The sequence below is a fragment of the Catenulispora pinisilvae genome, from assembly GCF_015356865.1.
Classification (GTDB): domain Bacteria; phylum Actinomycetota; class Actinomycetes; order Streptomycetales; family Catenulisporaceae; genus Catenulispora; species Catenulispora pinisilvae.
In genome coordinates, this window is record NZ_JAAFZA010000013.1 from 1 (window position 1) to 25,168 (window position 25,168).

The following is a 25,168-nucleotide window of genomic DNA, read 5'->3' on the forward strand; positions in this document are numbered from 1 at the left end:
CGGTGGGGGTGGGGGAGGGCCAGAGCCAGGGCCAGAAGGCGGCTGAGACGGTCAGGCGGATGCGGTTGCCCTGGTCGAAGGCGTGGCCGGTGGCGAACAGGGGGATGGTGACCTGGTACGGCTGGCCGGGGTGGAGGGCTTCTGGCTCTTCGTGGCCGGTGCGGTGGGTCAGGTTCAGGGCGCCGGTGGTGACCAGGCGGGAGGCGCCGTCGGGGGTGACTTCGCAGAGGCGGACGGCTAGTTGGGCGCTGGGCTGGTCGGCGTCGACCAGGAGTTCGACGGTGGCCGGGCCGAGGATCTCCAGGCGTGCGGGGAGCGGGCAAGAGGTGAAGGTGTGTGAGCGGCCGTCGTCCGCGCCCTGGTCGCCGGGGCGTCCGGCCAGGTCGCCGAACTGCAGGACGTTGCCGGCCGCGGAGCCGATCGCCAGGGGTGAGCGCAGGACGGCTTCGTCGCCGGTGGCGGTCAGGGAGCCGGCGGTCGGTTCGTGCAGGTGCAGGTGGCGGCCGATCAAACGACAAGAGTGCCGGTCCTGTTTTTCCGCGTTCGGTGGGGGCCAGGTCGGTTCGACCACCCAGCGTCCCGGGCGTTCGTCCAGGTCTGATCCGAATGGCGCCGGGTCCGGCATCCAAGCCCGTAGTGCGGGCAGTTCTTCATCCTGGTCCGCGTTTTCGCGGAGGAATCGGTCAAACCATTTCAAACATTCGCCGATGAAATCCATCGCCGGTCCGGGGCTCGCCTGGTGCGGATATGTATGGGCCCAGGGGCCGATCAGACCCTTGACCGGAGTGCCCAGCGGGGTGAGTTCGTCGAGGAGGCGGAACACCGCTCCGCGGTAGGGATCGGCCCAGCCGCCGACCGCCAGCACCGCCGCCTTGATGCCCGAGGGATCCTCGATCACCGAGCCGTGCTTCCAGTAGTCATCACGCCTTTGATGGGCCAGCCACGTGCCGATATAGGACGGAGTCCGGTCCATCCGCCGGAACCATTCGGCGCGCCAGCCCGGGCCGACGACGTCCGGGTCCGGCGGTCGCGCGTTGTAGCAGAGCATTGTCGAGGCCCAGGGCAGGGCCTCGGAGGCGACCAGTGATCCGCCCAGGTGGTGGACGTCGTCCGCGTAGCGGTCGTCGGTGGAGCAGACGGTGATAATGCATTTCAGTTGGGGCGGGGTCAGGGCTGCGACTTGCAAGCCATTGAAGCCGCCCCAGGACTTGCCGATCATCGCCACGCTGCCGTCGCACCAGGGCTGCGCGGCCAGCCATTGCAGGATCTGGAGCGCGTCGTCCTGCTCGGTGGGGTGGTACTCGTCGAGCATGATGCCCTCGGAGTCGCCGCTGCCGCGGTTGTCGACCCGGATCGCCGCGTAGCCGGCCGCCGCGAAGGCCGCGTGCAGGGTCAGGTCGCGGGGCGCGGTGCCGTCGTTCTTCCGGTAGGGGATGTATTCCATTACCGCCGGCTGTGGCTCCTCGGTGTCCGCCGGCAACCAAATACGTGCCGACAGCCGTACGCCGTCGCGCATCGGAATCCACACATGACGCAGGACGCGGACCGGGTGGCTCATGTGTTCCAAAGTTCCACCCGGAAAGCGCACCGGCTTGCGAGCCTCACCCATTCGGTGCTCGCTTTCTGTGACATTCGGTGCATGACGGACACCGAGCAGGGCGAGCACGACGAGCAGGAGACCGGCGGCGCGCGCAAGCGGCCCTTCCCCAGCGCGATGACGGTGCTGGCGATCGTGACCGTCCTGGTGTGGATCGCGGCGTTCTTCATCCCCAGCGGGGAGTACCAGAAGAACGAGGCCGGAAATCCGGTCCAGGGCACCTACCACCGCATCTCCTCCCCCCTGTCCTTCGGCGGCCGGCTCAGCAACCTGGCGATGTCGCCGGTCAACGGTTTGTACGGGCTCCTGGACGCGAAGAGCGGTCAGGTCTCCACCGAGAACGACGGCTCGCTCTACGGCAGCGTCGGCGTGTTCTTCTTCGTGCTGGCCATCGGCGCCTTCATCACCGTCCTGTTCGCCACCGGGGCGCTGGACACCGGCATCGGCCGGCTGGCGCACCGGCTCCGGGACCGCGGGGCGCTGCTGATCATCGCGATCATGGCGGTGTTCGCGCTGCTCGGCTCGGTCGAGGGCTGGTCGGAGGAGACGCTCGGCTTCTACGGCCTGATCGTGCCGCTGTCCTTGGCCCTGGGCTACGACCGGATGGTGGCCGTGGCCGCGATCCTGCTCAGCTCCGGCGTCGGCGTGTTGTGCTCGACGGTGAACCCGTTCGCCATCGGGGTCGCCTCCGCGGCCGCCGGGATCTCCATCGGCGACGGCATCGTGCTGCGCGGCCTGATGCTGGTGGTGCTCACCGCGGTGACGATCGCCTTCGTGGTCCGCTACGCCTCGCGGGTGCGCGTCACCCCGGACCGTTCGGTGGTCGGCTTCCTGCCGGGTGACCACGATGTGGCGGCCGAATCGGCCGACGAGCCGGAGCCGTTGACCGGAACGCAGAAGGCCGCGCTGGCGGTGACCGGCCTGACCTTCGCGCTGATGATCTTCTCGGTGATCCCGTGGGCCTCGGTGATCACCGGCAAGTCGGACGCGGCCGCCTACTCCTGGCAGCTGGACTGGTCGTTCCCGCAGCTGGCCGCGATGTTCCTGCTGGGCGGCGTGGTGATCGGGGTGGTCGGGCGGATGAGCGAGGCCAAGCTGTCCGGGACCATCATCTCCGGGGCCGCCGACTTCATCTCGCCGGCACTGGTGGTGGCGCTGGCCCGGGGGATCACCGTGATCATGAACAACGCGAAGATCACCGACACCGTGCTGCACGCGCTGGAGGGCGCCGTGCACGGCACCACCTCGGCGGTGTTCTCGATCCTGGTGTTCGTCGTGAACCTGCCGCTGGCGTTTCTGATCCCGTCGACCTCCGGGCACGCCACCTTGGTGATGCCGATCATGGCGCCGCTGGCCGCGTTCGCCAACGTGCCGAAGTCGTTGGTGGTCACCGCCTGGTGCGTCTCCAACGGCTTCATGAACCTGTTCGTCCCGACCAGCGCGGTCATCATGGGCGGGCTGACGCTGGCCAAGGTCGGCTATGACAAGTACATCCGGTTCATCCTGCCGTACCTGGCTGTGATGTTCGTCTTGATCTGCGGCTTCCTGGCGGCCGGTGCGGCGATCGGTTAGCCGGGAAAGTTCTCACCCTAATGGGGTAATCCCCGTCCCTCGGGTAGCGTACGGTCCATGCTCGATCTCTTGCATGGCGCCGACGGGGTTGACCGCTTCGATCTGGCGGCGCTTCCCTGGTGGCGGATCTGCCGTGTCGACGCCGTAGCCCCGGGTCAGGGGCCGGTCCAGTCGTTCCTCGACGAGTTGTGCAAGGCGTTCGCCGACCAGGGCCACGAGGTGGGCCGGCCCATCTCGGTGGCCGGCGCCGGCAAGCGCGCCGAGCTCGACGTGCTGCTGGTTCACATACCCGTGCCGGCCGGTCCCGGCTCGCTGCTGGACCGGGTGGTCGAGCAGTACCCGCCGCTGATGGTGAGCCTGCGGCGCACCGGCGACGTGCGCGGCGGGGTGCGGAACCTGGTCGGGGTGTTCGAAGTCGACGAGCCGCTGGCCGCGGCCAAGCACCTGGAAGTGGTGCAGCTGGCCCGGGTGCTGATGGCCCGGGTCGGGGCGCCCAAGACGCTCTTCGTGTATCCGGATCCGGAGACCGGCGAGATCCTGGAAGCCACCCTGTGCACCATGGAGGGCGGCCACCCCTCCGTGACCACCGATGTCGTGCGCGACATCCGCGACCGGCTGGTCGCCGCGGCCTGTGCCACCGAGGTCAACGACCGGCTGGACCGGGTCCCGGACTCGGTGCCGACCGCCTCCTTCGAGGCCGCGGCGTCGCCGCGGGTGCTGGTCACCGCCGGGCGCCGGATGGGCCGGCTCGGCCTGCTCCCCCCGCCGCACCGGGTCTCCGACTACGTGTCGGTCACCATGGCCGCCGCCTACCAGCGCTACCTCGGCATCAAGGGGTTCAGCGAAGGCATGATGTTCGTCTTCGACCCCGACCTGCAGGCGCTGGTGGTCACCGCGTCCGGCAGCTTCGAGGTCGACAAGCGAGACCTGCGGCCTGAAGACGTCGTGGTCGTGGACCACCAGCTGGACGGCGGCCGGCTGCGGCTGCTCGAAGTGGGTGGCGCGGGGCAGAAGGGACCGTCGGTCGAGGCCTGGGAAGTGTGCTCGCTGATGGCCGCGGCCCCGAAGATCAAGGTGAGCAAGGACGCCGGCGGTATATGGCGCCCGGACCCGAACGGCACCGTCGAGGTGCCCTCGGTGCGCGGCGGACTGCACGCGCACGTCGGGGTCGACGAGGCGGACGAAACGCTGATCGAGAGCATCGCGCCGGACCGCGCCCTGTACCCCTACGGCTTCGGCTGCGGGACCGACCTGATGGTGGACGTCGCCGCCGCGACCGTGCGGCGCTCCCAGGCGATCAACGACGCCGCCGACTCCCGCTCCTACGTGCGCTGGCAGATGCTCTACCACGGCGAGATGGCGCTGGAGCTGTGGACGCCCGACGTCCCCGACGAGCCGCTGACCGGCCTGCTGGACCTGTTCGACCCGGCCGGCCGCGCGGCGATCGCCTTCCGTACCGACCACGTCGACCAGCCGGTGTGACGATGAAGCAGACGTATGCCAGAGCCCTGGTGACCGGGGCGTCGTCCGGGTTCGGCGAGCACTTCGCGCGGCAGCTGTCCGCCCGCGGCACGGCGCTGGTGCTGGTCGCGCGGCGCGGGGAGCGGCTGGCGAAGCTGGCCGCCGAACTGGGCACCGAGACCGAGGTCCTGCCCGCCGACCTGACCGACCCGGCCGGGCTGGCCGTGGTCGAGCAGCGCCTGCGGGACCCCGCGAAGCCGGTCGACCTGCTGGTGAACAACGCCGGGGTGGGGCTGACCGGCGAGTTCGCCAAGATGCCGGTCGAGGGCCAGGTCAACCACGTCGACCTGAACGTCACGGCCCTGCTGCGGCTCAGCCACGCCGCCTTGCCGCGGATGATCGAGGCCGGCCACGGCGGCATCCTCAACCTCTCCTCGCTGGCCGCCATCTCGCCGACGCCGCGGGCCGCGACCTACGGCGCCAGCAAGGCGTTCGTCCTGGCGTTCAGCGAGAACCTGCACCGGGAGACCCGCCGCCACGGCGTGCACGTCACGGCGCTGGTGGCCGGCCCCTCGCCGACGCCGCTCACCGACCACGGCTTCGAGAACCGGCTGCCGAAGCTGTTCTGGCAGTCGCCGGAGTCGATAGTCGCGCGCGGGCTGGCCGCGGTCGCGGCGGGCAAGCCGGTGCGGATCTCCAGCCGGGTGCTGGCGCTCGCGACGATCACCGGGTCCCGAATGCCCCGGTCGTTCCAGTACCTGCTGGGAGATCTGACGATCGGCTCCAAGTGACGCCGAACAACGCGTAGATCTGCGGCACCAGGTCGCCGCCGCTGAAGTTCTCCGGCGCCCCGCCCTGCGGGGTGACGGTGACCTCGTCGCAGCCGACCGGGTTCGCGTCCACCGTCGCCTCCCCCGGCAGCGTGATCCGGACCCGGGTGCCGTCGTCCATCGCGCAGTGCCGGGTTCCCGGGATCGGCGGTTGCAGGGCGTTGAGCAGGTCCACGACCTTGTGGACTACCGCCGGATCGGTGCTCGTCTTCAGGACGGCTTCGGCGGCGGGCAGCTGCTGACGCGGGTTCAGCTGGTTCGTGGTGACCACGGACACCGACGTCGCGCCGTAGCCGAGCAGCGTCGACTGGTCCCGCAACGGATTCCAGACGACCGAGGCGTCGAGCCGGATGACCGTTCGGCCGTCCGGACCGCTCTGCGGCGTCACGATCAGCGAACTCTGCGGGGTCGGGTAGGAGAAGGTCAGGAAGCTCGGTCCGACCGAACCGCTGCCCGATCCGGACCACGACGATCCGGTCGGGGGATGGGCCCATACCCACGCCAGTACCTGATCCGGTGATTCCGGGCTGTAGTACCAGGCGACGGCCGTGGCCTGGGTCGCCGCGGCGGACCGCAGCGGCGGGCCCTGCAAACCGGACGGCACCGGATCGGGCCGGGTGGAAGCCTTGGTCGTGCCCGGCGGCGTTTGGAACGTGGTGACGATCCGGGCCGCTTCGCGCTGGGCCGCCACTTCGTGCGGATCGTTCGCCGAGGACAACGCCGCCGGCGCCGCCGCCGAATCGCCGCCGGGCGCCGCCGAGCCGGCCGAGGAAGCTGATGAGGCCGAGGAGGCCTGAGCCCCGGCCGCCGCCCCGGCGGCGACGGCCACCGCCGCCAGTCCCATGCCGATCCAGCCTCGGGCCGGACGCCGTCGTGTCCCTGATTGGCCGGCCGGTCCGCCGGCGGATCCGCGTCTGTCCATGAAACTTCGACGGGGCGCGCAGCCGATTGGTTGCACGCCCCGTCGAGATCCTTTTGCCCGGTTATTGCTGCCCGCCCAGACCGCCGATGAAGCCGCCGGTGAGGCCGCCGTCCAGGCCGCCCGGCTGGCCGCCGGGGCCGCCGGTGGTCTGGCCGGGCGGACCCGTCGTCGGCGGCGGTGTGGGCTGGGTCGGCGGCGGGATGTCGCCGGGCAGCTCCGGCATCGAGAAGGCGGGCACCGTGGTGCCGGCCAGCGCGCCGTTCATCGCCTCGCCCCAGATCGGCGCGGCCAGACAGCCACCGCAGACCGCGGGGTAGTACTGGCCGTGGATCTTCACGTTCACCAGGCCCTTGTCCCCGGCCTTGGGCGAGACCTCGCCGACCCAGACCGCGGCCGCCAGGTTCGGGGTGTAGCCGTCGAACCAGGTCATCAGGCGGCTGTCGTTGGTGCCGGTCTTACCGGCCGCCGGACCCGAGAAGTAGTCGCGGATCTTCGAGGCGGTGCCCTTGTCCACCACGCCCTGGAGCATCCCGGACAGCTGGTCGGTCAGCGACGGGTCGATGGCCTGGCGGCAGTCGGGGGTGGCGACCGGGTACTGCTTGCCGGAGGTGTCGGTGATCGAGGCGACCGCGGTCGGCTGGCAGTACACGCCGTGCGCGGCGAAGGTCGCGTAGGCGTTGGCCATCGCGATCGGCGTCACCTGGTTGGTGCCCAGGGTGAACGAGCCGACCTGCTGGAGCCGCTTGCCGGTGCCGTCGTCGCTGTCGATGGTCAGGCCGGCGGCCGCGGCCAGCCGGGCCGGCTCGCAGATGCCGGTCTGCTCCTCGAGTTTGACGAAGTAGTTGTTGACCGAGTTCCACAACGCGCTGGTCATGGTCTGCGGACCCGCCTCCTGCTGGGTCTCGTCGGTCGGTTTCCAGGTCTTGTCCTGGGTGAAGCCCGCCGGGTTGTCGCAGACCGAGAACTTGCTCTGGGTCTCGTCGATTTGGTACGGAAGGTCCTGGACGTACTGCGGGGTCAGCCCCTTCTCCATCGCGGCCATCGCGACGAAGGACTTGAAAGTCGAGCCGGCCTGGTACCCGTTGCCGCCGCCGTGCGAGGGGTCGGCGGCCAGGTTCAGATAGGTCTCACCCTCGCCGGTACCCATGTTCCGGCTCTGCGCCATGGCCTTGATCTGGCCGGTGCCCGGCTGGATCATCGCGATCGCCGCGCCCGGCTGGTCGGTGGCCAGGACGTTGTCGTTGACGGCCTTCTGGGCGGCCGCCTCCATCTTCGGGTCCATGGTGGTCTTGATGGTCAGACCGCCGCGGTTGAAGAAGGCCGCGCGGTCGGCCTTGGTCTTTCCGTATATCGGGTCGTTCAGGATCTCCTGCTCGATGTACTCGCAGAAGAAGGCGGAACTGCCCGAGGCGTAGATGCACCCCGAGTGCTGCGGTTGCAGGTTCAGCCCCAGCGGCATCGCCTTGTAGGCCGCGGCCTGCTGCGGGGTGATGTAGTGGACCGTCGGGTCGGCCATCCGGTCCAGCACCGTGTCGCGCCGGTCGGTGGCGGCGATCGGGTGCTCGGCCGGGTCGTAGGCGACCGGGTTCTTCAGCATCCCGATCAGGGTCGCGGCCTGCGGCACGGTGAGCTGGCTGGCGTGCACCCCGAACCAGCGCTGGGCGGCGGTCTCGATGCCGGAGATGTTCTCGGCGAACGGCACCAGGTTCAGGTAGCGCTCCAGGATCTCGTCCTTGGAGAACTTCTGCTCCACGGCGATCGCGTACTTCAGCTCGCGGATCTTGCGGGCCAGCGAGTCGCCGGTGGCGTCGGCGTACTTGGCCTTGTCGTTGCCGGCTTCCAGCACCAGGACGTTCTTCACGTACTGCTGCGCGATCGAGGACCCGCCCTGGTTCGACCCGCCGAGGTCGGAGACGAAGGCCCGCATCGTGCCCTTGATGTCGATGCCGCCGTGCTGGAAGAACCGGGAGTCCTCGGTGGCCACCAGGGCCTGCCAGACGTTGGGGCTGATGGCGTTGAAGGGCACGATCACCCGGTTGCCGAAGTCGCCCCAGACGGTGGCGATCACCGAGCCGTCCGAGGCCAGGATCTGCGAGCGTTGCGGCAGGTCCGGGGTCTTCAGGTCGTCCGGGATGTCCTCGAAGTGGTCCGATGCGCTCTTGGCGGCCAGCCCCGCGGTGCCGACGAAGGGCAGTGCCATCCCGGCCACCAGCACGCCGGCCAGCGCACTGATCATCAACAGGCCGAACAGGGCGCGCAGGGGACCGCTGCCGCGGAAGGGCCGGGGCGGGTGCGAAGCCATGGGGGACAGACTACGACGTCAACCTCGGCCCAGGTGGGCCGGTAGCAGTCCCCGGGTGAACGCGTCCGGCGCCGGTGGGTGCGGCATCTGCGGCGATCTAGTCACAAAGGACCATAGGAATTGAGTACATCGGGGACTGTTGCGCTCTCGGGATCTTCCGTATTGTGCTGATTGGCTGCCGAGAATGACCCTTCCACCAGCGCGGACGTGTTTCGGGCCCGACCCCCCGGTCGGTCCGGGGGCGGCCGACGCCGGCCGGCACACCAGCAGCGTCCGGGTCCGCGGACGCCGACGGTGCGCGGTCGGTGGGGTTGGTAGGGGAAGGGCCGCTGTCGGCTCCGCCGTTGGGGGAGCTCGATCTTTGCGAGAGGACGGCACCGGCGATGAGCTGGGTAGAGGACTGGACCGTTGTGGCGGCGTGCCGCGGCATGGATCCGGATGAGCTGTTCGTGCAGGGAGCAGCTCAGAACCGGGCGAAGACCGTGTGCTCGGGGTGCCCGGTGCGCACCGAGTGCCTGGCCGACGCGCTGGACAACCGCGTCGAGTACGGCGTCTGGGGCGGGATGACCGAGCGGGAGCGGCGCGCGCTGCTCCGGCGGCGTCCCGAGGTGCGCTCCTGGCGGCAGTTTCTGGAGGCCGCCAAGGAGCACTACGAGCGCAGCGGAGCCGAGCGGAACGGAGGCGACCTCAGCACGACCGAGGTCGACCCACGGTTCGCCACCGCGGCCGCGCAGGCCGCGATCCCGCGGCAGCGCAGTGAGGCCGGTTCGTTCGGCCGGGCCTGAGCACAATCCGCGGGCGCACTGGCAGCGATGATCGTGCGGGCCCTGACGGGCCCGCTCACCTCCTGCCTATCCTCAACCCTCGGCGTTGAGGTATTCCAATTGGGCCCGCACCGACATCTCGGCCGCGAACCGCACCGCCGGGTCCACGTCGGCGTACACCCGGGCCACCACGTCGTCGGCGCTCCGGTCGCCAGCCGCCAGCGCCGCCCGCACCTGCTCCAGCCGCTGCCGGCGGTGCTCCAGGTAGAAATCGACGACGCCCAGCGCGTCGGCCGGCACCGGGCCGTGGCCCGGCAGCACGGTCTCGACCTCGTGCGCGGCCGCCAGATCGCGCAGCCGGCGTAGCGAGTCCAGGTAGTCCCCCAGCCGCCCGTCGGGATGGGCGACCACGGTCGTGCCCCGGCCCAAGATGGTGTCGCCGGTCAGCACCGCGCGGTCGTCGGGCAGGACGAAGCACAGGCTGTCGCCGCTGTGGCCCGGGGTGGCGACCACGTCCAGCCGCAGCCCGTCCATCGCCACCACATCACCTCCGACCAGCCCTTCGTCGCCCAGCCGGAACTGCCGGTCCAGTGCGCGCACCGGGGCGCCGGTCAGCTCGGCCAGTCGCGGTGCGCCCTCGGAGTGGTCGAAGTGGCCGTGGGTCAGCAGGATCAGCCCGATCCGCAGGTCCCGTTCCTCGGCCGTGGCCAGGACCAGCCGCAGGTGCTCCTCGTCGAGCGGTCCCGGGTCGACGACCACGGCGCGGCCGGCTCCGGGCTCGGCGAGCAGCCAGGTGTTGGTGCCGTCCAGGGTCATCGGGTTCGCGTTCGAGGCCAGGATCAGCGTCGCGCGCTCGGTCCCGGCTTCCGGGTGGACCCCCGGCTTCATCAGGTCGGTCATCCTCGCCCCGCCGTCACAGTTCCCATTCCAGATGCCAGTTGCCGTCGTCGTGTTTCCGGACCGTGGCCATGATCGGCTTCAGCGGCCGGTCGGCCGCACTGGCGACCGCCTCCTGCGCGGTGCCGAAGCCGTGCACCTCGCGCAGCGTGGTGACGGTCGGCGGCAGCATCAGGGCCCGGCCCGCGATGTGGTCGTCAATAGCCTGTCGGGGCTGCATCCAGATGGTTGATTCGGTCTCCCCCGACACGTCTCGGGTCCGTTGCCCGGCCGGCAGCGCCGCGACGAAGAACGCGGTGTCGTAGCGCCGGGGCTCGAACTCCGGGGTGATCCAGCGGGACCAGCCGCCGAGCAGGTCGGTGCGCAGCACCAGTGAGCGCTTGGCGAGGAACCCGGCCAGCGATGTTTCCCGTGAAACCAGGGCCCGCCGGTCGGCCTCCCAGCCCTCGTCCGTGGTGTCGGCGACGACGGAGTGCTCGTCGGCCCCGGCGAACAGCACTCCGGACTCCTCGAAGGTCTCCCGGACCGCCGCGCACAGCAGGGCCCTGGCCTCGGCCTCGTCGCTGCCGAACCGCCGGGCCCACTGGGCGGCCGACGGTCCGGCCCAGGCGATGTCGGCGTCCGCGTCGCGCGGATCCACCCGGCCGCCGGGGAAGGCGTAGAAGCCGCCGGCGAAGGACATCGACGCGGCCCGCTTGAGCAGGTAGACGTCCGGCGGGGTGTCCGCGCAGTCACGGAGCAGCACCACGGTCGCGGCGTGTTTCGGGGGGACCGGGCTGAACTCGCCGCGCTCGTAGGCGGCGATCTGCGCTTCCCAGCCCTCCGGCACTTTCGCGCTGAGCCGGCTGCCGGTCGGGGCTATGTAGTCCCCGCCTTGCTGCGACATGCGTTTCCCTTCCCTAGACGATTGATTCCTGGGGGTACCGGCGCGAAACGCAAAACTGCTTGTCAGCTGGCGGTCCTGCTAGCCGGAACCCCCAGGAATCAATCGTCTAGCCTGGTCCCCCGCCGGTTCGGTTCAGACCTCGACGGTCAATTCGACCTCGACCGGCGCGTCCAGCGGCAGCACCGCCACGCCGACCGCCGAGCGGGCGTGCCGGCCGGCCTCGCCGAACACCGCGCCGAGCAGCTCGGAGGCGCCGTTGACGACCCCGGGCTGACCGGTGAAGTCCGGCGCGCTGGCCACGAACCCGACCACCTTCACGACCCGCTTGACCTTGGCCAGGTCGCCGATCTCGGACTTCACCGCGGCCAGTGCGTTCAGCGCGCAGCGCTGCGCCAGGGCCTTGGCGTCCTCCGGGCTGACCTCGGCGCCGACCTTGCCGACCATCGGCAGCGCGCCCTCGACCATAGGCAGCTGACCGGAGGTGTAGACCAGGTTGCCGCTGCGCAGCACCGGGATGTAGGCCGCGACCGGGGCGGCCACCTCGGGCAGCTTCAGGCCGAGCTCGGTGAGCTTCTCTTCGGGGTGGGTCATGTCTTAGGACTCCGTCGTCTTCGGACGCTTCAGGTAGGCGACCAGCTGGTCCGGGTTCGGGCCCGGGACCACCTGCACCAGTTCCCAGCCGTCCTCTCCCCAGGTATCGAGGATCTGCTTGGTGGCGTGAACCAGCAGCGGCACTGTCGCGTATTCCCACTTGGTCATGGGGCAAGCCTAAGGGGCGCCGGAGTAGAGACCCGCTACTGGCTCATATCGGCGGGGAGCTGCTGGCCCGTGGCGTTCGTCATCAGGCAGGAGACCTGGTCGTCGGGGGTCCAGTCGCTGGGCAGGTTCTTGCCGTCCCACAGGTTCTGGCTGGGGATGAGCGCGTAATAGGTGTACTCGCTGTTCTTGGGGGCGGTCCACGACTGCGTCATCGCCCGGTCGGACCAGCACAGCTGCCGTGCCAGGCTGGTCAGCTCGGCCACCCCGGGATAGGGGACTTTGGGGCTGTCGGTCGAGCCCGAGACATAGTCGAACGTGGAGCTGATGAGGTCGGTCTGGAAGTAGAGCTCCAAGTCGTGCGACTTCGTGCAGTCGCCGTTCTGGTACGTCGGGGTGCCGGGCATGAACGGCGGGCCGCTCATGCAAGTGTTGGTGCTGGTGATCTGCAGGCTCGGGAAATCGGCGCCCGGCCCGCCGAGTGTGTACACCTTCACTGCGTCAGAGGGTTGAGCTTCGGCCTTCTGCGCCTGCTTCTTGCCCGAACTCGATCCCGTGCCGTACCCGGCGAAGCCCGCGACCGCCGCGGTGACCAGCACCGCCGCCGCGAACGTCCCGGCGATCCTGGCCCAGGACCGCTTCGCCGCAGGAGTCACGGCTATGCCCGCCGCCGCCCCGTTCTCCGGCGGCGGTCCGCCGATGCTCATCGTCGCCGTGGGTGTCCCGTCGGCCGGCATGACCATCGTGCCCTGCGGCATGGCCTTGGTGCTGTCCGCGGCCGCGGCGTCTAGCAGGGTCCGCACCTGCGGCGCGGTCAGCCGACCCGCCGGCGAGATGGCCAGCATCCCGGAGATCGCGGCGGCCAGCGGGCCCTGCACGTTCGTCAGGTAGGGCACCTCGTTCAGCACCGCGCCGAACGTCGCGGCCGTGGTGTCGCGCTCGAACGCGGGCTTGCCCTCGATCGCGAAGTACAGCACCGCGCCGAGCGACCACAGGTCCGAGGCCGCGCTGGCCTCCTGGCCGGACAGCCGCTCCGGGGCCAGGTAGGCCGGGGAGCCGATGACCGCGCCGGTCTTGGTGAGCGTCGGATCGTCCACGGCCTGGGCGATGCCGAAGTCGGTGAGCTTGGCCCGGCCGTTCTGGCCGACCATGATGTTCGACGGCTTCACGTCGCGGTGCACGATCCCGGCGCCGTGCGCGGCCTCCAGCGCGGAGAGCACCTGGCGGCCGATGTCGGCCACGGCGCGCGGGGACAGCGGGCCCGAGCGGCGGACCAGCTGGGCCAGGGTCGGCGCCTCGACCAGCTCCATGACGATGAACACGGAGCCGTTGTCGTGGACCACGTCGTAGACGGTCACCACGGACGGGTCGTTCAGCCGGCCGGCGGTGCGGGCCTCGCGCAGGATGCGCTGTTCGAATTCGGCCCGCTCAGAGGTGGTGACCCCGTCCGCGAGCCGCATCTCCTTCACCGCCACCGGCCGGGCGATGACCCGGTCCTCGGCCCGCCACACCACGCCCATGCCGCCCCGGCCGAGCTCCGTGCGCAGAACATAACGCTCTGCGATCACCCGCTCCGGTGGCGCCAGTTGCTCGGTGTCGACGTCGTCGCTCATCTGTGGGCCCCCCTCGGCCAAGTTCCCTGATAAGCATCAGCCATACAACGCCCGCCCACACTAGCGCCAGGGGTAGACCGTCCCAGGAGTGTGCGCCGCATGGTTAGGCTGGGGCCATGAGCCGACCCTGGCCGCCGGAGTGCCGCCTGCACATCGTCACCGGAAAAGGCGGTACCGGGAAGACCACGGCGGCCGCGGCGCTGGCCCTGGCGCTGGCCGAGGGCGGGGGCCGGGTGCTGCTGGTGGAGGTCGAGGGCCGGCAGGGGATCGCGCAGCTCTTCGACACCGCGCCGCTGCCGTACGAGGAGCGCAGTATCGCGATCGCGCCGGGCGGCGGCGAGGTGTTCGCCCTGGCCATCGATCCCGAGCAGGCGCTGCTCGAGTACCTGGACATGTTCTACAAACTGGGCCGGGCCGGGAAGGCGCTGAAGAGGTTCGGGGCCATCGACTTCGCGACCACCGTCGCCCCGGGCATGCGGGACGTGCTGCTCACCGGCAAGGCCTGCGAGGCGGTCCGGCGCACCGCGGCCGACCGGCCCGGGGCCGCCTTCGCCTACGACGCCGTGGTGATGGACGCCCCGCCGACCGGCCGGATCACCCGGTTCCTGAACGTGAACACCGAGGTCGCCGGGCTCGCCCGGGTCGGCCCGGTGAAGAACCAGGCCGAGGCGGTGATGCGGGTGCTGACCTCGCCGCAGACCGCGGTCCACCTGACCACCGTGCTGGAGGACATGCCGGTGCAGGAGACGCTGGACGGCGTCGAGGAGCTGCGGGCCGCCGGTCTGCCGGTGGGCGCGATCCTGGTCAACATGGTCCGCACCGCGCACCTGACCATCGGCAAGCGTGCGGCGGTCAGCACGGCGGCCGAGAAGCGGGTCGCGGCGCTGCTGCGGCCCTACGGCATCGATACCGACGAGACCCACGCGCTGGCGGTGCTGGGCCGCGAGCACGCCGAACGGCTCACCTTGGAAGAGGTCGAGCGGCGCGCGCTGGACGGGGCCGGGCAGCCGGTGGTCGAGCTGCCGCAGATCGGCGGCGGCATCGATCTCGGAGGACTCTACGAGCTGGCCGCGGCGCTGTCCGCGGCGGCGGCGATCGGGGAGGCGGCGTGAGCGGGACCCCGAAACGGCTGGACGTGGACGGCCTGCTGACCGATCCGGCGACCTCGATCATCGTGTGCTGCGGCTCCGGCGGCGTCGGCAAGACCACCGTCGCCGCGGCCCTGGCCCTGCGGGCCGCCGAACAGGGCCGCGACGTCGTGGTGCTGACCATCGACCCGGCCCGCCGGCTGGCGCAGTCGCTCGGCCTGACCGAGCTCGACAACAACCCGCGCGAGGTCGAGGGCGTCCAGGGCGCCGGGCGGCTGTTCGCGATGATGCTCGACATGCAGCGGACCTTCGACGAGATCGTCGAGAACCACGCTGATCCAGAGCGTATCGAGCAGATCCTCCAGAACCCCTTCTACCAGTCGCTGTCCGCGGGCTTCTCCGGCACGCAGGAGTACATGGCGATGGAGAAGCTGGGCCAGCTGCGCCGCACGGGCGAGGAGACCGGCAGCTGGGACCTGATCATCGTCGACACCCCGCCCAGCCGCTCCGCCCTGGACTTCCTGGACGCCCCCAACCGCCTGGGCAGCTTCCTGGACGGCAAGCTGATCAAGGTGCTGATGGCCCCGGCCAAGGCCGGCGGCGGCTTCGCCCTGAAGGTGTTGGCCTCGGGCTTCTCCATCGCCACCATGGCCTTGAACAAGTTGCTCGGCTCAGGGCTCCTGCACGACGTTCAGACCTTCGTCGGCGCCCTGGAATCGATGTTCGGCGGCTTCCGCCAGCGCGCCGAGGAGACCTACCAGCTCCTCCAAGCCGAGGGCACGGCCTTCCTGGTGGTCGCCGCCCCCGAACCGGACGCCCTGCGCGAGGCCGCCTACTTCACCGAGCGCCTGGCCGCCGAGAACATGCCGCTGGCCGGTCTGATCCTGAACCGGGTCCACCCGGTCACCGTTCCGGAGCTGTCGGCCGAGAAGGCCCTGGCCGCGGCCGAGGAACTGGACGCCGACTCCGCCGACCCGCGCCTGGCCGCCGGCCTGCTGCGGCTGCATGCCGAGCGGGTCCGGCTGGCCGCCCGCGAGCGGCGGCTGGCCGAGCGGTTCACGGCCTCGCAGCCGGGGGTCGCCGTGGCCGAGATTCCGGCTCAGTCCGGGGACATCCACGATCTGGACGGGCTGCGGCTGGCCGGGGATCTGCTGGCCGGCTGAGCCACCGGCTCAGGTTCCCTGAGCACCGGCTCAGGTTCCCTAAGCACCGGCTCAGGTCCGCCGATCCGGCGGTATTCGGCCCGGCCCACCCCACGGCGGCCGGGCCGGATTGGGCCAACCAACAAAACCAACGCGGGTCCTACCGTGATCGCTGGCTCAGCCGCTCCACATTCGTCAGCACCACGGCCCGTGCCTCAAGCCGCAGCCAGCCCCGGCCGGCGAAGTCGGCCAGGGCCTTGTTCACCGTCTCGCGGGAGGCGCCGACCAGCTGGGCCAGCTCCTCCTGGGTCATGTCGTGGGCGACGTGGATGCCGTCCTCGGCCGGGGTGCCGAAGCGCGCGGACAGGTCCAGCAGCGCCTTGGCCACGCGCCCGGGGACGTCTGAGAACACCAGATCGGACATCGAGTCGTTGGTGCGGCGCAGGCGCCGGGCGATCGCGCGCAGCAGGGCGCGGGCCACGTCGGGGCGGGTGGCCAGCCAGGGGGTCAGTTCGTCCGAGCTCAGGCCCAGCAGGGTGGAGTCCACCAGGGCGGTGGCGCCGGCGGAGCGGGGGCCGGGGTCGAACAGGGACAGTTCGCCGAACATCTCGCCCGGGCCCAGGACCGCGACCAGGTTCTCCCGCCCGTCGCCGCTGGTGCGGCCGAGCTTGATCTTCCCGCGCAGGACCACGTACAGCGAGTCCCCGGGGTCGCCCTCGTGGAACAGGAGCTCACCTCGGGCCAGCTCGATCTCGTTCATGGAGGCGCGCAGCGACGCCGCCGCGTCCACGTCGAGCGTGGCGAAGAGGGGCGTACGGCGCAGTACGTCGTCCACGGATATCTCCTCTTAAAAGGCAGTGCTGTTCCGAGACCAGTGTGACGCAGGGAGCGCCTGCGCAGCACGCCGGGTCCGGCTATTGTGCGATGTCCATTAGACCGTATGAGTAGTCATCTCCACGAAAGCGTCCGTACCAACGCGTCCAGGGCCCGCGGGTAGGCGGCCTCGGTGGGGGAGCCGAAACCGACCACGATGCCCTGCGGACGTGGGGCGGAGCTCGCAAAAGTGTTCGGCGTGTGCCACAGTCCGCCGAGTCCTTCGAGCTCGAGATCGAACTCCGCGGCGCGCCGCAGGACTTCCTCCTCACTCATCCCGGCCGGCTCAAGTCGGACCAGAGCGTGCAGCCCGGCCGCGATGCCGCCGAGCGCGAAGCCGGCCGCCGGCCGCCCGGCCCGGGTGTGCAGCCGCTCGGCCAGCAGGTCGCGGCGTCGGCGGTAGCGCAGGCGCGCGGCCCGGATGTGCCGGTCGTAGTCGTGGGAGGTGATGAACTCCGCGAGCGTCACCTGGCCCAGCGCCTCGGACTGGTGGTCGGCGTGCAGCTTGGCCTCGGTGACCGGGCCGATCAGGTGCTCCGGCAGCACCATCCAGGCCAGCCGGATCCCGGGGCCGAGGGTCTTCGAGGCCGTGCCCAGGTAGACGGTGCGCTCCGGCGCCATGCCCTGCACCGCGCCGACCGGCTGCCGGTCGTAGCGGAACTCGCCGTCGTAGTCGTCCTCGACGATCAGGCGCCGACCGTCGCGGGCCCACTCCACCAGGGCCTGGCGGCGCGCCGGGTGCAGGGTCGAGCCGATCGGGTACTGGTGGCTCGGGGTCACGATCGCCGCGCCGACGTCCCGGTACCGGCGCCCGGACAGCAGGTCGACGCGGGCGCCGTCGTCGTCGACCGGCAGCGGGAGCACCTGCGCGCCGTTCGAGCGCACCACGCCGTGGAACAGCGGAATGTACGGGTCCTCCATCGCCACCACGCCGCCGAGCACCTGCCCCAGCAGCGCCAGGCCCTGCACCGCGCCGGAGACGATGACGATGCGCTCGGGGTCGGCGAGCACGCCTCGGGCCCGGCCCAGGTACTCGGCCAGCGCCCGACGCAGCTCGACCCGGCCGCGCGGATCGCCGTAGCCGAAGACGTCGTTCGGGGCGGCGTTGAGCGCGCGTCGGCCGGCCCGCAGCCAGGCGGCGCGTGGGAAGTGCGACAGGTCGGGGGTGCCTGGCCGCAGTGACAGGGCGAAGGGCCTGGCCGGGGCGCCACCAGGCCGGCTCACCGATTCCCCGCCCGACCCGAGCGGTGTGGTCGACAGGGCCGGAGCAGTCGGATGCGCGGGGGTGGTCGCGGGCGCCGCGCGTGGCGAGCCACGTTCGACGGCTCCGGCTCCGGCTCCGGCCGCGGCCTGCGCCACCCGCGTCCCCGACCCCCGCACCGCGACCAGCTGTCCCTCGGCGACCAGCTGGTCATACGCCGCGGACACCGTCCCGCGGGCCAGCCCGAGCTCGACCGCCAGCGTCCGGGTCGAGGGCAGCCGGGTCCCGGCGGCCAGCCGGCCGTCCCGGATCGCCTCGCGCAGCGCATGCTCCAGACCGACCCGGCGGCCGGAGGCCGGGTCGACCGACAGGTGCAGATCGACGTCCAAAGTGGACCAGTATTCAGCCATCAGATTGGATCCTAACAACGGTCCACAACCCGCGTACCGTCATAGTCATGACAACGAACACAGCAGTCAACGAAGCAACGCAGCCCACCGAATACGTGAAGCCCGCCGTCCGTCTCGCCGTCGACGACCTCGCGCCGGGGATCGCGAAGGCGATGAACGGCCTGGAGCGGGCCGCCGGCGAGTCGGGCATCGAGAAGCCGCTGCGCGAGATGGTGAAGCTGCGGGCCTCGCAGATCAACGGCTGCGTCTACTGCGTCGACATGCACTCCCGCGACGCGGCCGCCGGCGGCGACACCTGGCGCCGGCTGAACCTGGTCGCGGTCTGGCGCGAGGCCCCCTACTTCACCGCCCGCGAGCGCGCGGCGCTGGCCCTGACCGAGGCCGTGACCCGGCTGGCCGACAGCGAGGTGTCCGACGCGGTGTGGAACGAGGCCGCGGCGCACTTCGAGGAGAAGGAACTGGCCGAGCTGGTCTGGCACATCGGGATCATCAACCTGTGGAACCGGCTCGGGGCCACCGCGCGGCCGTGGGAGCTGTCCGGCGGCGCGCAGGACTGAGCGTGGTGTGCAGCAACAGCCGGTGAGCCACGGGGCTCATCGGCTGTTCGCCGTCACCAGACCCGATTCGTAGGCCAGCACCACAGCCTGGGCCCGGTCCCGCAGCCCGGTCTTGGTGAGGATCCGCGAGACGTGGGTCTTCACCGTCTGCTCGGCCAGGACCAGATCGGCGGCGATCTCCTGGTTCGACAGGCCGCGGGCGATCAGCCGCAGGACGTCGAGCTCGCGCGGCGTCAGGGCCGAGACCGCGGCCGGGTTCCGCTGTTCGACGGGTCGGCGCGACGCGAAGTCGGCGATCAACCGCCGGGTCACCGACGGTGCCAGCAGCGCGTCGCCGGCCGCCACCACCCGCACCGCGTGGATCAGTTCCGCGGCCGGCGCGTCCTTGAGCAGGAAGCCGCTGGCCCCGGCCCGCAGCGCGGCGTAGACGTAGTCGTCCAGGTCGAACGTGGTCAGCATCAGCACCCGGGGCCGGTCCGGGCCGTCGGCCAGGATCCGCCGTACCGCCTCCAGCCCGTCCATGACCGGCATCCGCACGTCCATCAGCACCACGTCCGGCTCGTGCTCGGCCACCTCGGCGACCGCCTGGGCCCCGTCGGCGGCGTCGCCGACCACCTCGATGTCGGGCTGGGAGGCGAGCAGCGCGCCGAAGCCGGCCCGGACCATCGCCTGGTCGTCGGCGATCAGGACTCGTATGCTCACGCTTCGCTCTCCAGCGGCAGGGTGGCGGTGACGGCGAAGCCGCCGTTCGCGGTCGGTCCGGTCTCGAGCTCACCGTGCACCAGGACGACGCGTTCGCGCATCCCGGTGATGCCTTGGCCGTCGGTCTGGTCGGTCTGGTCGGCCTGATCGGTCTTCTGGGGAGTCGGCCGATCAGCCTTCTGATCGGCCTCGGAATCTTCCTCGGGAACTTCGTCGGTTTGGGTCTCGTCCGCGGCCTGCTGAGAGTCCCCCGCCGGCGGCCCGTTCCGCACCTCGATCCGCACCTCCTCATCGGTGCGCGCGATCCGGACCGAGACCTCGGCCCCGCCGGCGTGCCGCCGGGCGTTCGACAGCGACTCCTGCACCACCCGATACGCCGTGACCCCGATCAGCGGCGCGACGTCCTCCAGGCCGCCGGACACGTCCAGTCCGGCCCCGGCCTCCTCGACCAGCGCGGGGACGTCGGCCAACCGCGGCTGCGGCGCGGTCTCGGCCTGCGTGGCGCCGACCCGCAGCAGGCCGAGGATCTTCCGCATGTCGTTCAACGCCTCGCGGGAGACCGCGCTGATCGAGCGGAACTCCGCCTCGGTCTCAGCGCTCTGCCCCGTGATCCGGAACGGTGCGGTCTCGGCCTGCACCGCGATCAGCGACATGTGGTGCGCCACCACATCGTGCAGCTCGCGACCTATGCGGGCCCGCTCCTCCAGCAGCGTGCGGCGGGTGCGCTCGGTCTCGGTCAGCTCCTCCTGCACCGCCAGCGCCTGCCGGGCGTCGCGCCGGTCGCGCAGCAGTTCCAGGCCGCCGATCGCCAGGGCCGAGCCGGCCACGACGGCTCCGAGGCTGGGCCCCAGGCCGTAACCCGGGCGGACGGCTTCCAGGAACAGCGTCATCAGGAAGTACGCCCCGGCCAGCTCGATCGTCCGGCGCCGCCCGACCTCCAGGCCCGCGACCACCAGCGCGGCCAGCACGCACAGCTGGCTGGACGGCGACCACGGCCAGACGGACCAGGGCAGCGGCATCCCCACGACCGAGGCCAGGGCCGCCCCGGCGAGCGCACAGGCCGCGAGGGTGGCGGCGAACGCGGTGTGCGGCAACCGCCGGCACCACAGGATCGGCAGCGCGCGGATGATGGCGAACAGCCACGCGAACGCGTCCTCGGCGCCGGCCCGCCACACCGCGTGCGCCTGGTCGAAGCGCTGGTGCAGATCGGCGTGCCCGTAGACGACCAGGCCGGCGACCACGGCCGCCACCGTCAGCAGTTCCCTGCGGTTGAACCCGAGCCCGTCCGCGCCGCCGCGCGCGGTCCGCGGAGCCTCCGTCACGGAGGTCATTGTTCTCCTGTCCCCGGCCATGGGTGGAAGATCCGACGCTGACGACAGTAGGTTCACCACCGCCGTCGCACGTCACACCGGGGAGCCAAGCTCCGGGTAGTACCGGGGTAGGGGGTCGGCCTGGGGCCGGTCTCGCGATCGCGCTCGCGGGCGCTTTCGCGGTCAGTCCCGCTTGCCGACGTCCATCTTCGTCACGGCCAGGACCGCCACCAGCACCACGATGATCCCCAGCAGCACCAGGCTGACCGGCCCGGTCCCCCACGCCAGACCGCCGCGCTTGACCGACACGCCCATCCAGTCGGCGAACGAGGCGCCGAACGGCCGGGTCGCGACGTAGGCGAACCAGAACGCGACGATCCCGTTCAGCCCGAGCTTGTAGGCCACCGCGGGCACCGCGAACAGCACGGCGAACATCACCCCGGAGGAGAAGTATCCGAGCTTCAGGGTGGTGGCGGTCAGGTCGCCGACCGCGGTGCCGAGCGCGAACGTGGTGACGACGGTCAGCCAGTAGAACAGCTCGCGGCGCGGGGTGGTGATGCTGTGGATCGACAGCGTCCCCTCGATCCGGTACCAGAGAACGAAGATCGCGGCGAGCGCGACGGCGAAGAACGCCGTGGAGACCGCGTAGGGGACGCCGAAGGCGACGTGCAGCACGTCGGCGCACATCGTGCCGAACACGCTGACCATGACGACCGCGGCCCAGTAGATCCAGGCCGAGTAGCGCGGGGCCTTGAACTGCACCCAGATCACCCCGGCCAGCACCAGCCCGGACAGCGAGACCATGATCTTCGGGTCCCACTTCTGGTTCAGGAAGTCCGAGGTGGTCTCGCCCATCCCGGTGGTGAGGATCTTGGTGACCCAGAAGATCAGCGTGACCTCGGGGACCTTGCTCAGCGCGGCGGTCGGTGCCGAACCCCGGCGCGCTGATCCGTCCGCGCGCCGCCCGGTCAGTTCAGTCGTCATGGCCGTCGATCATCCCAGAAGCCGGCGGCCGGGACCCGGGTTGTCGGCAATCTGTTACACGATGTAGCAGAAATTCGCCGAGCCGCCCTTTCCCTGGGCCGGCTCGGCGAACGACGCCCTTGGAATCCGCCGCTTCACCGAGCGTGACCGGGGCCCTAACGCACGGCGTCGTGGAGTTCCTCGGCCGTCTCGGCCGTGGTCTGGCCGGCCATCGAGACCGACCGGGTCTCGCGCGCGAAGTACAGCGCCACGATGGTCAGCACCGAGGCCAGCCCCATGTACAGCGTGAGCCACCAGACTGTCTTGCCGCCGTTGTGCTCCAGGATCGCCACGGCGATCAGCGGCGCCGGGGCGCCGGCCGCGATCGAGGCCACCTGGTAGCCGATCGAGGCGCCGGAGTAGCGGACGCCGGTCGGGAACATCTCGGCGAAGAAGGCGGCCTGCGGGCCGTACATCAGGCCGTGGAAGGCCAGGGCGACCGTGATCGCCAGCACCGCCAGCGGATACGACTTCTGATCGACGAGCGCGAAGAAGATCGGGGTCCAGATCCCGATCCCGATCGCGCCGACCAGATACACCGGCCGCCGCCCGATCCGGTCGGACAGCGCGCCGAACACCGGGATCAGTACGGTCTCGATCGCCGCGCCGACCATCACCGCGTCCAGCCCGAACGACTTCGAGAGCTTCAAGTGCTCGGTGATCCAGGTGACCGAGAAGGTGGCGATCAGATAGAAGGAGATGTTCTCGGCCATGCGGGTGCCGAAGGCGATCAGGACCTCGCGCCACGAGGTGCGGAACACCTCCAGGACCGGCAGCTTCGGCGGCGCGCTGTCCTTCTTCGCCTGCGCGGCCCGGAACGCCTCGGTCTCGTTGAGGGACTTGCGCACCTACACGCCGACCACCAGCAGGACCGCCGACAGCCCGAAGGACACGCGCCAGCCCCAGTCCAGGAACGACTTGTCGCTCATGTTCTGCGACAGCAGGATCAGCACGCCGGTCCCGAGCACCAGCCCCAGCGGCGCGCCGGCCTGCGGCCAGGAGGCCCAGAAGCCGCGCCGGGTCTTGTCCCGCTCGGCGACGATCAGCACCGAGCCGCCCCACTCGCCGCCGAGCGCGAAGCCCTGGACCATGCGCAGCGTGGTGAGCAGGACCGGGGCCCAGGCCCCGATGGACGTGTAGCCGGGGACGAACGCCATGCCGGTGGTGGCGATCCCCATGATGACCAGGCTGACCATCAGCGTCTTCTTGCGGCCGACCCGGTCGCCGATGTGGCCGAACACCACACCGCCGACCGGCCGGGCGGCGAAGCCGAGGGCGTAGGTGAGGAAGGACAGCAGGGTCGCCGTCAGCGGATCGCTCTTGACGAAGAAGACCTTCGGGAAGACCACGGCCGCCGCGGTGCCGTAGAGGAAGAAGTCGTACCACTCGAGCGTGGTGCCGACCATCGAGGCGCCGACGACTCTCCAGACGGAGTCGCCGGCGCTTTCGGAGGCGGGGGGTGTGCTGGTGGGGGATTCCGTCATGCAGGGAACAATGGGCTCTTACTCCGCGCTGTGATATGGCTCACATCCCCACAGTCGCGCGCGGGGCGGTGTCGGCGGCCGACACCGGGTTAACCCTGGTGAGCAGCGGTTCCAGGACAAAGGCGAGTCCCGGCCCACCTGGCGGTTGGGCCGGGACTCGCGTTCCCGTGGATCGGTGCGGATCAGTACGGATAGGTCGGATCAGGGGCCTGTGCCTCAGGCCTGCGCGGCGACCAGCGAGCCGTCGCCGACGTTGTCGTCCTCGCCGTCGCCCGGGGTGACCGGCGTCTTGACGTCGCGCAGCACCACGAAGGACACGACGGCCGCGGCGACCACGCCGACCGCGCCGGCGATGTAGGCGATGGACGCCGCGTGGGTGAAGGCGTGCCGGGCCGCGTCGATAACCTGCGCGTTGCCGGTCGAGACGGCCTGGCCCAGCGACTTGCGCGCGGTGCCCTGGACGCTGGCCGGCATCCCGGCGGTGAACCGGCTGGCCACCACCGTGCCCATGATCGCCACGCCCAGCGCCGCGCCGGTCTGCTGCACCGTGTCGTTCAGGGCGGAGCTGACGCCGGCGTGTTCCGGCGGGACCGCCCCCATGATCGCGGTGATCGCCGCCGGCATCGCCAGTCCGGAGCCGGCGCCGAGCAGGAAGAGCCCGACGAACAGCTTGGTCAGACCGTCGTCGATGCCCAGGTTGGCCAGGATCCCGAAGGCCACCGCGCAGATCAGCAGGCCGACGACCATCAGCGGCCGGTTGCCGAACTTCATGCCCAGGCCGGCGCCCAGGGTGTTGAAGATCAGCGCCGCGACGGCCAGCGGGATGAAGCACAGCGAGGCTTTCAGCGCCGAGTAGCCGAGCACGAATTGCAGGTACTGCGTCATCACCAGCAGCAGGCCGCCGTTGCCGATCTGCACCAGGGTCAGCGAGAACGAGCCGCCGGAGAAGTTGCGCTGCTTGAACAGCTGGAGCGGCACCATCGGCTCGGCGATCCGGGTCTCCCAGACGCCGAAGGAGACCAGCGCGACCACCGCGATCGCCAGCGCGATCAGCGTGCTGGGCCGGGCGAAGCCCTTCGGGAGCTCGATGATCACCCAGACCGCGGAGGTCAGGCCGATGATCGAGAGCACCGTGCCGAGCGGGTCGGGCTTGCGCCACGGGCCCTTGCTCTCCGGCATCAGCACCACGGCCGAGATGATGGCCAGGGCCGCGATCGGGATGTTCAGCAGGAAGACCGAGCCCCACCAGAAGTGGCTGATCATCACGCCGCCCAGCACCGGCCCGCCGACCAGGCCGACCATCGCCACCACGGTCCACGCGGCCATCGCCTTGCGCCGCTCGGCCTCGTCGGTGAAGACGGTGATCAGGATGGACAGCGTGCTCGGCATCAGCAGCGCGCCGCCGATGCCCATCGCGACGCGGGCGGCGATCAGCTCGCCCGGATTGTTGGCCAGCGTCGCCACCGCCGAGGCGACGCCGAAGACGGCCAGTCCGATGATCAGGACCCTTCGCCGTCCGAACCGGTCGGAAAGGCTACCGGTGGTCAACAGCAGCCCGGCGAACACCAGGATGTAGGAGTCGAGCACCCACTGGATGTTCTGCGCGCTGGCGTGCAGCGACTCGGTCAGCGCCGGCACCGCGACGGTCAGGACCATGTTGTCGACCACCAGCACCAGCGTGGCCAGGCACAGCACGATCAGGATGAGCCAGCGCCGGCGACCCCCCACCGGGCCGGCCTCGGTACTGGTCCCCATCGCGGGCGCCTCCGTGTTCTCTG

The 25,168-nt window shown here is 70.8% G+C and carries 23 protein-coding genes; 7 read left to right on the forward strand and 16 right to left on the reverse strand.

Annotated features, from left to right (window positions below):
* A partial coding sequence (locus IZR01_RS06090; RefSeq protein ID WP_228558961.1) for a CocE/NonD family hydrolase occupies positions 1-1,558 on the reverse strand: 1,558 nt, incomplete at its 3' end.
* An 81-nt stretch (positions 1,559-1,639) separates the two neighbouring features.
* Between IZR01_RS06090 and IZR01_RS06095 the strand changes: the two genes are divergently transcribed.
* The 3 genes from IZR01_RS06095 to IZR01_RS06105 are packed head-to-tail and all read left to right on the forward strand — an operon-like array spanning position 1,640 to position 5,421.
* The gene (locus IZR01_RS06095; protein ID WP_194899460.1) at positions 1,640-3,169 is read left to right on the forward strand and encodes a YfcC family protein; all 1,530 of its coding nucleotides are present in this window, start codon (positions 1,640-1,642) and stop codon (positions 3,167-3,169) included.
* A gap of 57 nt (positions 3,170-3,226) precedes the next feature.
* Positions 3,227-4,651: a hypothetical protein gene (locus tag IZR01_RS06100; protein ID WP_194899461.1), complete on the forward strand. Its 1,425-nt coding sequence runs from the start codon at positions 3,227-3,229 to the stop codon at positions 4,649-4,651.
* 2 nt (positions 4,652-4,653) lie between these two features.
* Positions 4,654-5,421 (forward strand): SDR family NAD(P)-dependent oxidoreductase, encoded by a 768-nt coding sequence (locus IZR01_RS06105; RefSeq protein WP_194923220.1) that lies wholly within the window; start codon positions 4,654-4,656, stop codon positions 5,419-5,421.
* On the opposite strand, the gene IZR01_RS06110 is transcribed toward IZR01_RS06105, so the two are convergent.
* Positions 5,354-6,304 (reverse strand): hypothetical protein, encoded by a 951-nt coding sequence (locus tag IZR01_RS06110; protein WP_194923221.1) that lies wholly within the window; start codon positions 6,302-6,304, stop codon positions 5,354-5,356. The genes IZR01_RS06105 and IZR01_RS06110 overlap by 68 nt on opposite strands.
* 139 nt (positions 6,305-6,443) lie before the next feature.
* Positions 6,444-8,684: a transglycosylase domain-containing protein gene (locus tag IZR01_RS06115; RefSeq protein ID WP_194923222.1), complete on the reverse strand. Its 2,241-nt coding sequence runs from the start codon at positions 8,682-8,684 to the stop codon at positions 6,444-6,446.
* 383 nt (positions 8,685-9,067) lie between these two features.
* Between IZR01_RS06115 and IZR01_RS53000 the strand changes: the two genes are divergently transcribed.
* The gene (locus tag IZR01_RS53000) at positions 9,068-9,469 is read left to right on the forward strand and encodes a WhiB family transcriptional regulator (protein WP_194894756.1); all 402 of its coding nucleotides are present in this window, start codon (positions 9,068-9,070) and stop codon (positions 9,467-9,469) included.
* 72 nt (positions 9,470-9,541) lie between these two features.
* Here IZR01_RS53000 and IZR01_RS06125 read toward each other — a convergent pair whose 3' ends face one another.
* The 5 genes from IZR01_RS06125 to IZR01_RS06145 form a co-directional block, all read right to left on the reverse strand.
* On the reverse strand, positions 9,542-10,348 hold the full coding sequence (locus IZR01_RS06125) for an MBL fold metallo-hydrolase (RefSeq protein WP_228558962.1): 807 nt from the start codon (positions 10,346-10,348) through the stop codon (positions 9,542-9,544).
* A gap of 13 nt (positions 10,349-10,361) precedes the next feature.
* The gene (locus tag IZR01_RS06130; protein WP_194923223.1) at positions 10,362-11,231 is read right to left on the reverse strand and encodes an NUDIX hydrolase; all 870 of its coding nucleotides are present in this window, start codon (positions 11,229-11,231) and stop codon (positions 10,362-10,364) included.
* A 132-nt stretch (positions 11,232-11,363) separates the two neighbouring features.
* Positions 11,364-11,822 (reverse strand): RidA family protein, encoded by a 459-nt coding sequence (locus tag IZR01_RS06135; protein ID WP_194894759.1) that lies wholly within the window; start codon positions 11,820-11,822, stop codon positions 11,364-11,366.
* Positions 11,823-11,825: 3 nt separating this feature from the next.
* The gene (gene sp36 / locus IZR01_RS06140; RefSeq protein WP_194894760.1) at positions 11,826-11,990 is read right to left on the reverse strand and encodes a Sp36 family protein; all 165 of its coding nucleotides are present in this window, start codon (positions 11,988-11,990) and stop codon (positions 11,826-11,828) included.
* A 35-nt stretch (positions 11,991-12,025) separates the two neighbouring features.
* Positions 12,026-13,600 (reverse strand): serine/threonine-protein kinase, encoded by a 1,575-nt coding sequence (locus tag IZR01_RS06145; protein ID WP_228554693.1) that lies wholly within the window; start codon positions 13,598-13,600, stop codon positions 12,026-12,028.
* A 116-nt stretch (positions 13,601-13,716) separates the two neighbouring features.
* On the opposite strand from IZR01_RS06145, the gene bagA reads away from it, so the two are divergent.
* Positions 13,717-14,712 carry an ATPase BagA gene (gene bagA / locus IZR01_RS06150; protein ID WP_194923224.1) on the forward strand — a complete coding sequence of 332 codons (996 nt, stop codon included), beginning with the start codon at positions 13,717-13,719 and terminating at the stop codon, positions 14,710-14,712.
* Positions 14,709-15,851, forward strand: a complete 1,143-nt coding sequence (bagB, locus tag IZR01_RS06155; RefSeq protein WP_194894762.1) for an ArsA family ATPase — start codon at positions 14,709-14,711, stop codon at positions 15,849-15,851. Before bagA ends, bagB begins: the two co-directional genes overlap by 4 nt.
* 139 nt (positions 15,852-15,990) lie before the next feature.
* On the opposite strand, the gene IZR01_RS06160 is transcribed toward bagB, so the two are convergent.
* Both IZR01_RS06160 and pdxR read right to left on the reverse strand, forming a co-directional pair.
* Positions 15,991-16,665 (reverse strand): Crp/Fnr family transcriptional regulator, encoded by a 675-nt coding sequence (locus tag IZR01_RS06160; protein ID WP_194894763.1) that lies wholly within the window; start codon positions 16,663-16,665, stop codon positions 15,991-15,993.
* A gap of 113 nt (positions 16,666-16,778) precedes the next feature.
* Positions 16,779-18,314: a MocR-like pyridoxine biosynthesis transcription factor PdxR gene (gene pdxR / locus IZR01_RS06165; protein WP_194923225.1), complete on the reverse strand. Its 1,536-nt coding sequence runs from the start codon at positions 18,312-18,314 to the stop codon at positions 16,779-16,781.
* A 47-nt stretch (positions 18,315-18,361) separates the two neighbouring features.
* On the opposite strand from pdxR, the gene IZR01_RS06170 reads away from it, so the two are divergent.
* Positions 18,362-18,871 (forward strand): carboxymuconolactone decarboxylase family protein, encoded by a 510-nt coding sequence (locus IZR01_RS06170; protein ID WP_194894765.1) that lies wholly within the window; start codon positions 18,362-18,364, stop codon positions 18,869-18,871.
* Between the two features lie 36 nt (positions 18,872-18,907).
* Here the strand turns inward: IZR01_RS06170 and IZR01_RS06175 are convergent, their stop codons facing one another.
* The 6 genes from IZR01_RS06175 to IZR01_RS06195 all read right to left on the reverse strand — a co-directional run bounded on the left by IZR01_RS06175 (position 18,908) and on the right by IZR01_RS06195 (position 25,145).
* Positions 18,908-19,573, reverse strand: a complete 666-nt coding sequence (locus IZR01_RS06175) for a response regulator (protein ID WP_194923226.1) — start codon at positions 19,571-19,573, stop codon at positions 18,908-18,910.
* Positions 19,570-20,904 (reverse strand): sensor histidine kinase, encoded by a 1,335-nt coding sequence (locus IZR01_RS06180; RefSeq protein ID WP_194923227.1) that lies wholly within the window; start codon positions 20,902-20,904, stop codon positions 19,570-19,572. The genes IZR01_RS06175 and IZR01_RS06180 overlap by 4 nt, the downstream gene beginning before the upstream one ends.
* A 162-nt stretch (positions 20,905-21,066) precedes the next feature.
* On the reverse strand, positions 21,067-21,867 hold the full coding sequence (locus tag IZR01_RS06185) for a COG4705 family protein (protein ID WP_194894768.1): 801 nt from the start codon (positions 21,865-21,867) through the stop codon (positions 21,067-21,069).
* 155 nt (positions 21,868-22,022) lie between these two features.
* Entirely contained in the window at positions 22,023-22,754 is a 732-nt protein-coding gene (locus IZR01_RS50050; RefSeq protein ID WP_323746926.1) for an MFS transporter, read from the reverse strand.
* On the reverse strand, positions 22,755-23,390 hold the full coding sequence (locus tag IZR01_RS50055; protein WP_228558963.1) for an MFS transporter: 636 nt from the start codon (positions 23,388-23,390) through the stop codon (positions 22,755-22,757). It lies immediately after the preceding gene.
* Positions 23,391-23,606: 216 nt separating this feature from the next.
* The gene (locus tag IZR01_RS06195; protein ID WP_194894783.1) at positions 23,607-25,145 is read right to left on the reverse strand and encodes an MFS transporter; all 1,539 of its coding nucleotides are present in this window, start codon (positions 25,143-25,145) and stop codon (positions 23,607-23,609) included.
* Between the last annotated feature and the right edge of the window lie 23 nt (positions 25,146-25,168).

Bases quoted from the DNA above. Each gene is read 5' to 3' on its own strand.
- IZR01_RS06095 (WP_194899460.1), top strand. From the start codon at position 1,640: ATGACGGACACCGAGCAGGGCGAGCACGACGAGCAGGAGACCGGCGGC.
- IZR01_RS06100 (WP_194899461.1), top strand. From the start codon at position 3,227: ATGCTCGATCTCTTGCATGGCGCCGACGGGGTTGACCGCTTCGATCTG.
- IZR01_RS06105 (WP_194923220.1), top strand. From the start codon at position 4,654: ATGAAGCAGACGTATGCCAGAGCCCTGGTGACCGGGGCGTCGTCCGGG.
- IZR01_RS06110 (WP_194923221.1), bottom strand. From the start codon at position 6,304: ATGGGACTGGCGGCGGTGGCCGTCGCCGCCGGGGCGGCGGCCGGGGCT.
- IZR01_RS06115 (WP_194923222.1), bottom strand. From the start codon at position 8,684: ATGGCTTCGCACCCGCCCCGGCCCTTCCGCGGCAGCGGTCCCCTGCGC.
- IZR01_RS53000 (WP_194894756.1), top strand. From the start codon at position 9,068: ATGAGCTGGGTAGAGGACTGGACCGTTGTGGCGGCGTGCCGCGGCATG.
- IZR01_RS06125 (WP_228558962.1), bottom strand. From the start codon at position 10,348: ATGACCGACCTGATGAAGCCGGGGGTCCACCCGGAAGCCGGGACCGAG.
- IZR01_RS06130 (WP_194923223.1), bottom strand. From the start codon at position 11,231: ATGTCGCAGCAAGGCGGGGACTACATAGCCCCGACCGGCAGCCGGCTC.
- IZR01_RS06135 (WP_194894759.1), bottom strand. From the start codon at position 11,822: ATGACCCACCCCGAAGAGAAGCTCACCGAGCTCGGCCTGAAGCTGCCC.
- sp36 (WP_194894760.1), bottom strand. From the start codon at position 11,990: ATGACCAAGTGGGAATACGCGACAGTGCCGCTGCTGGTTCACGCCACC.
- IZR01_RS06145 (WP_228554693.1), bottom strand. From the start codon at position 13,600: ATGAGCGACGACGTCGACACCGAGCAACTGGCGCCACCGGAGCGGGTG.
- bagA (WP_194923224.1), top strand. From the start codon at position 13,717: ATGAGCCGACCCTGGCCGCCGGAGTGCCGCCTGCACATCGTCACCGGA.
- pdxR (WP_194923225.1), bottom strand. From the start codon at position 18,314: ATGGCTGAATACTGGTCCACTTTGGACGTCGATCTGCACCTGTCGGTC.
- IZR01_RS06170 (WP_194894765.1), top strand. From the start codon at position 18,362: ATGACAACGAACACAGCAGTCAACGAAGCAACGCAGCCCACCGAATAC.
- IZR01_RS06180 (WP_194923227.1), bottom strand. From the start codon at position 20,904: ATGACCTCCGTGACGGAGGCTCCGCGGACCGCGCGCGGCGGCGCGGAC.
- IZR01_RS06185 (WP_194894768.1), bottom strand. From the start codon at position 21,867: ATGACGACTGAACTGACCGGGCGGCGCGCGGACGGATCAGCGCGCCGG.
- IZR01_RS50055 (WP_228558963.1), bottom strand. From the start codon at position 23,390: ATGACGGAATCCCCCACCAGCACACCCCCCGCCTCCGAAAGCGCCGGC.
- IZR01_RS06195 (WP_194894783.1), bottom strand. From the start codon at position 25,145: ATGGGGACCAGTACCGAGGCCGGCCCGGTGGGGGGTCGCCGGCGCTGG.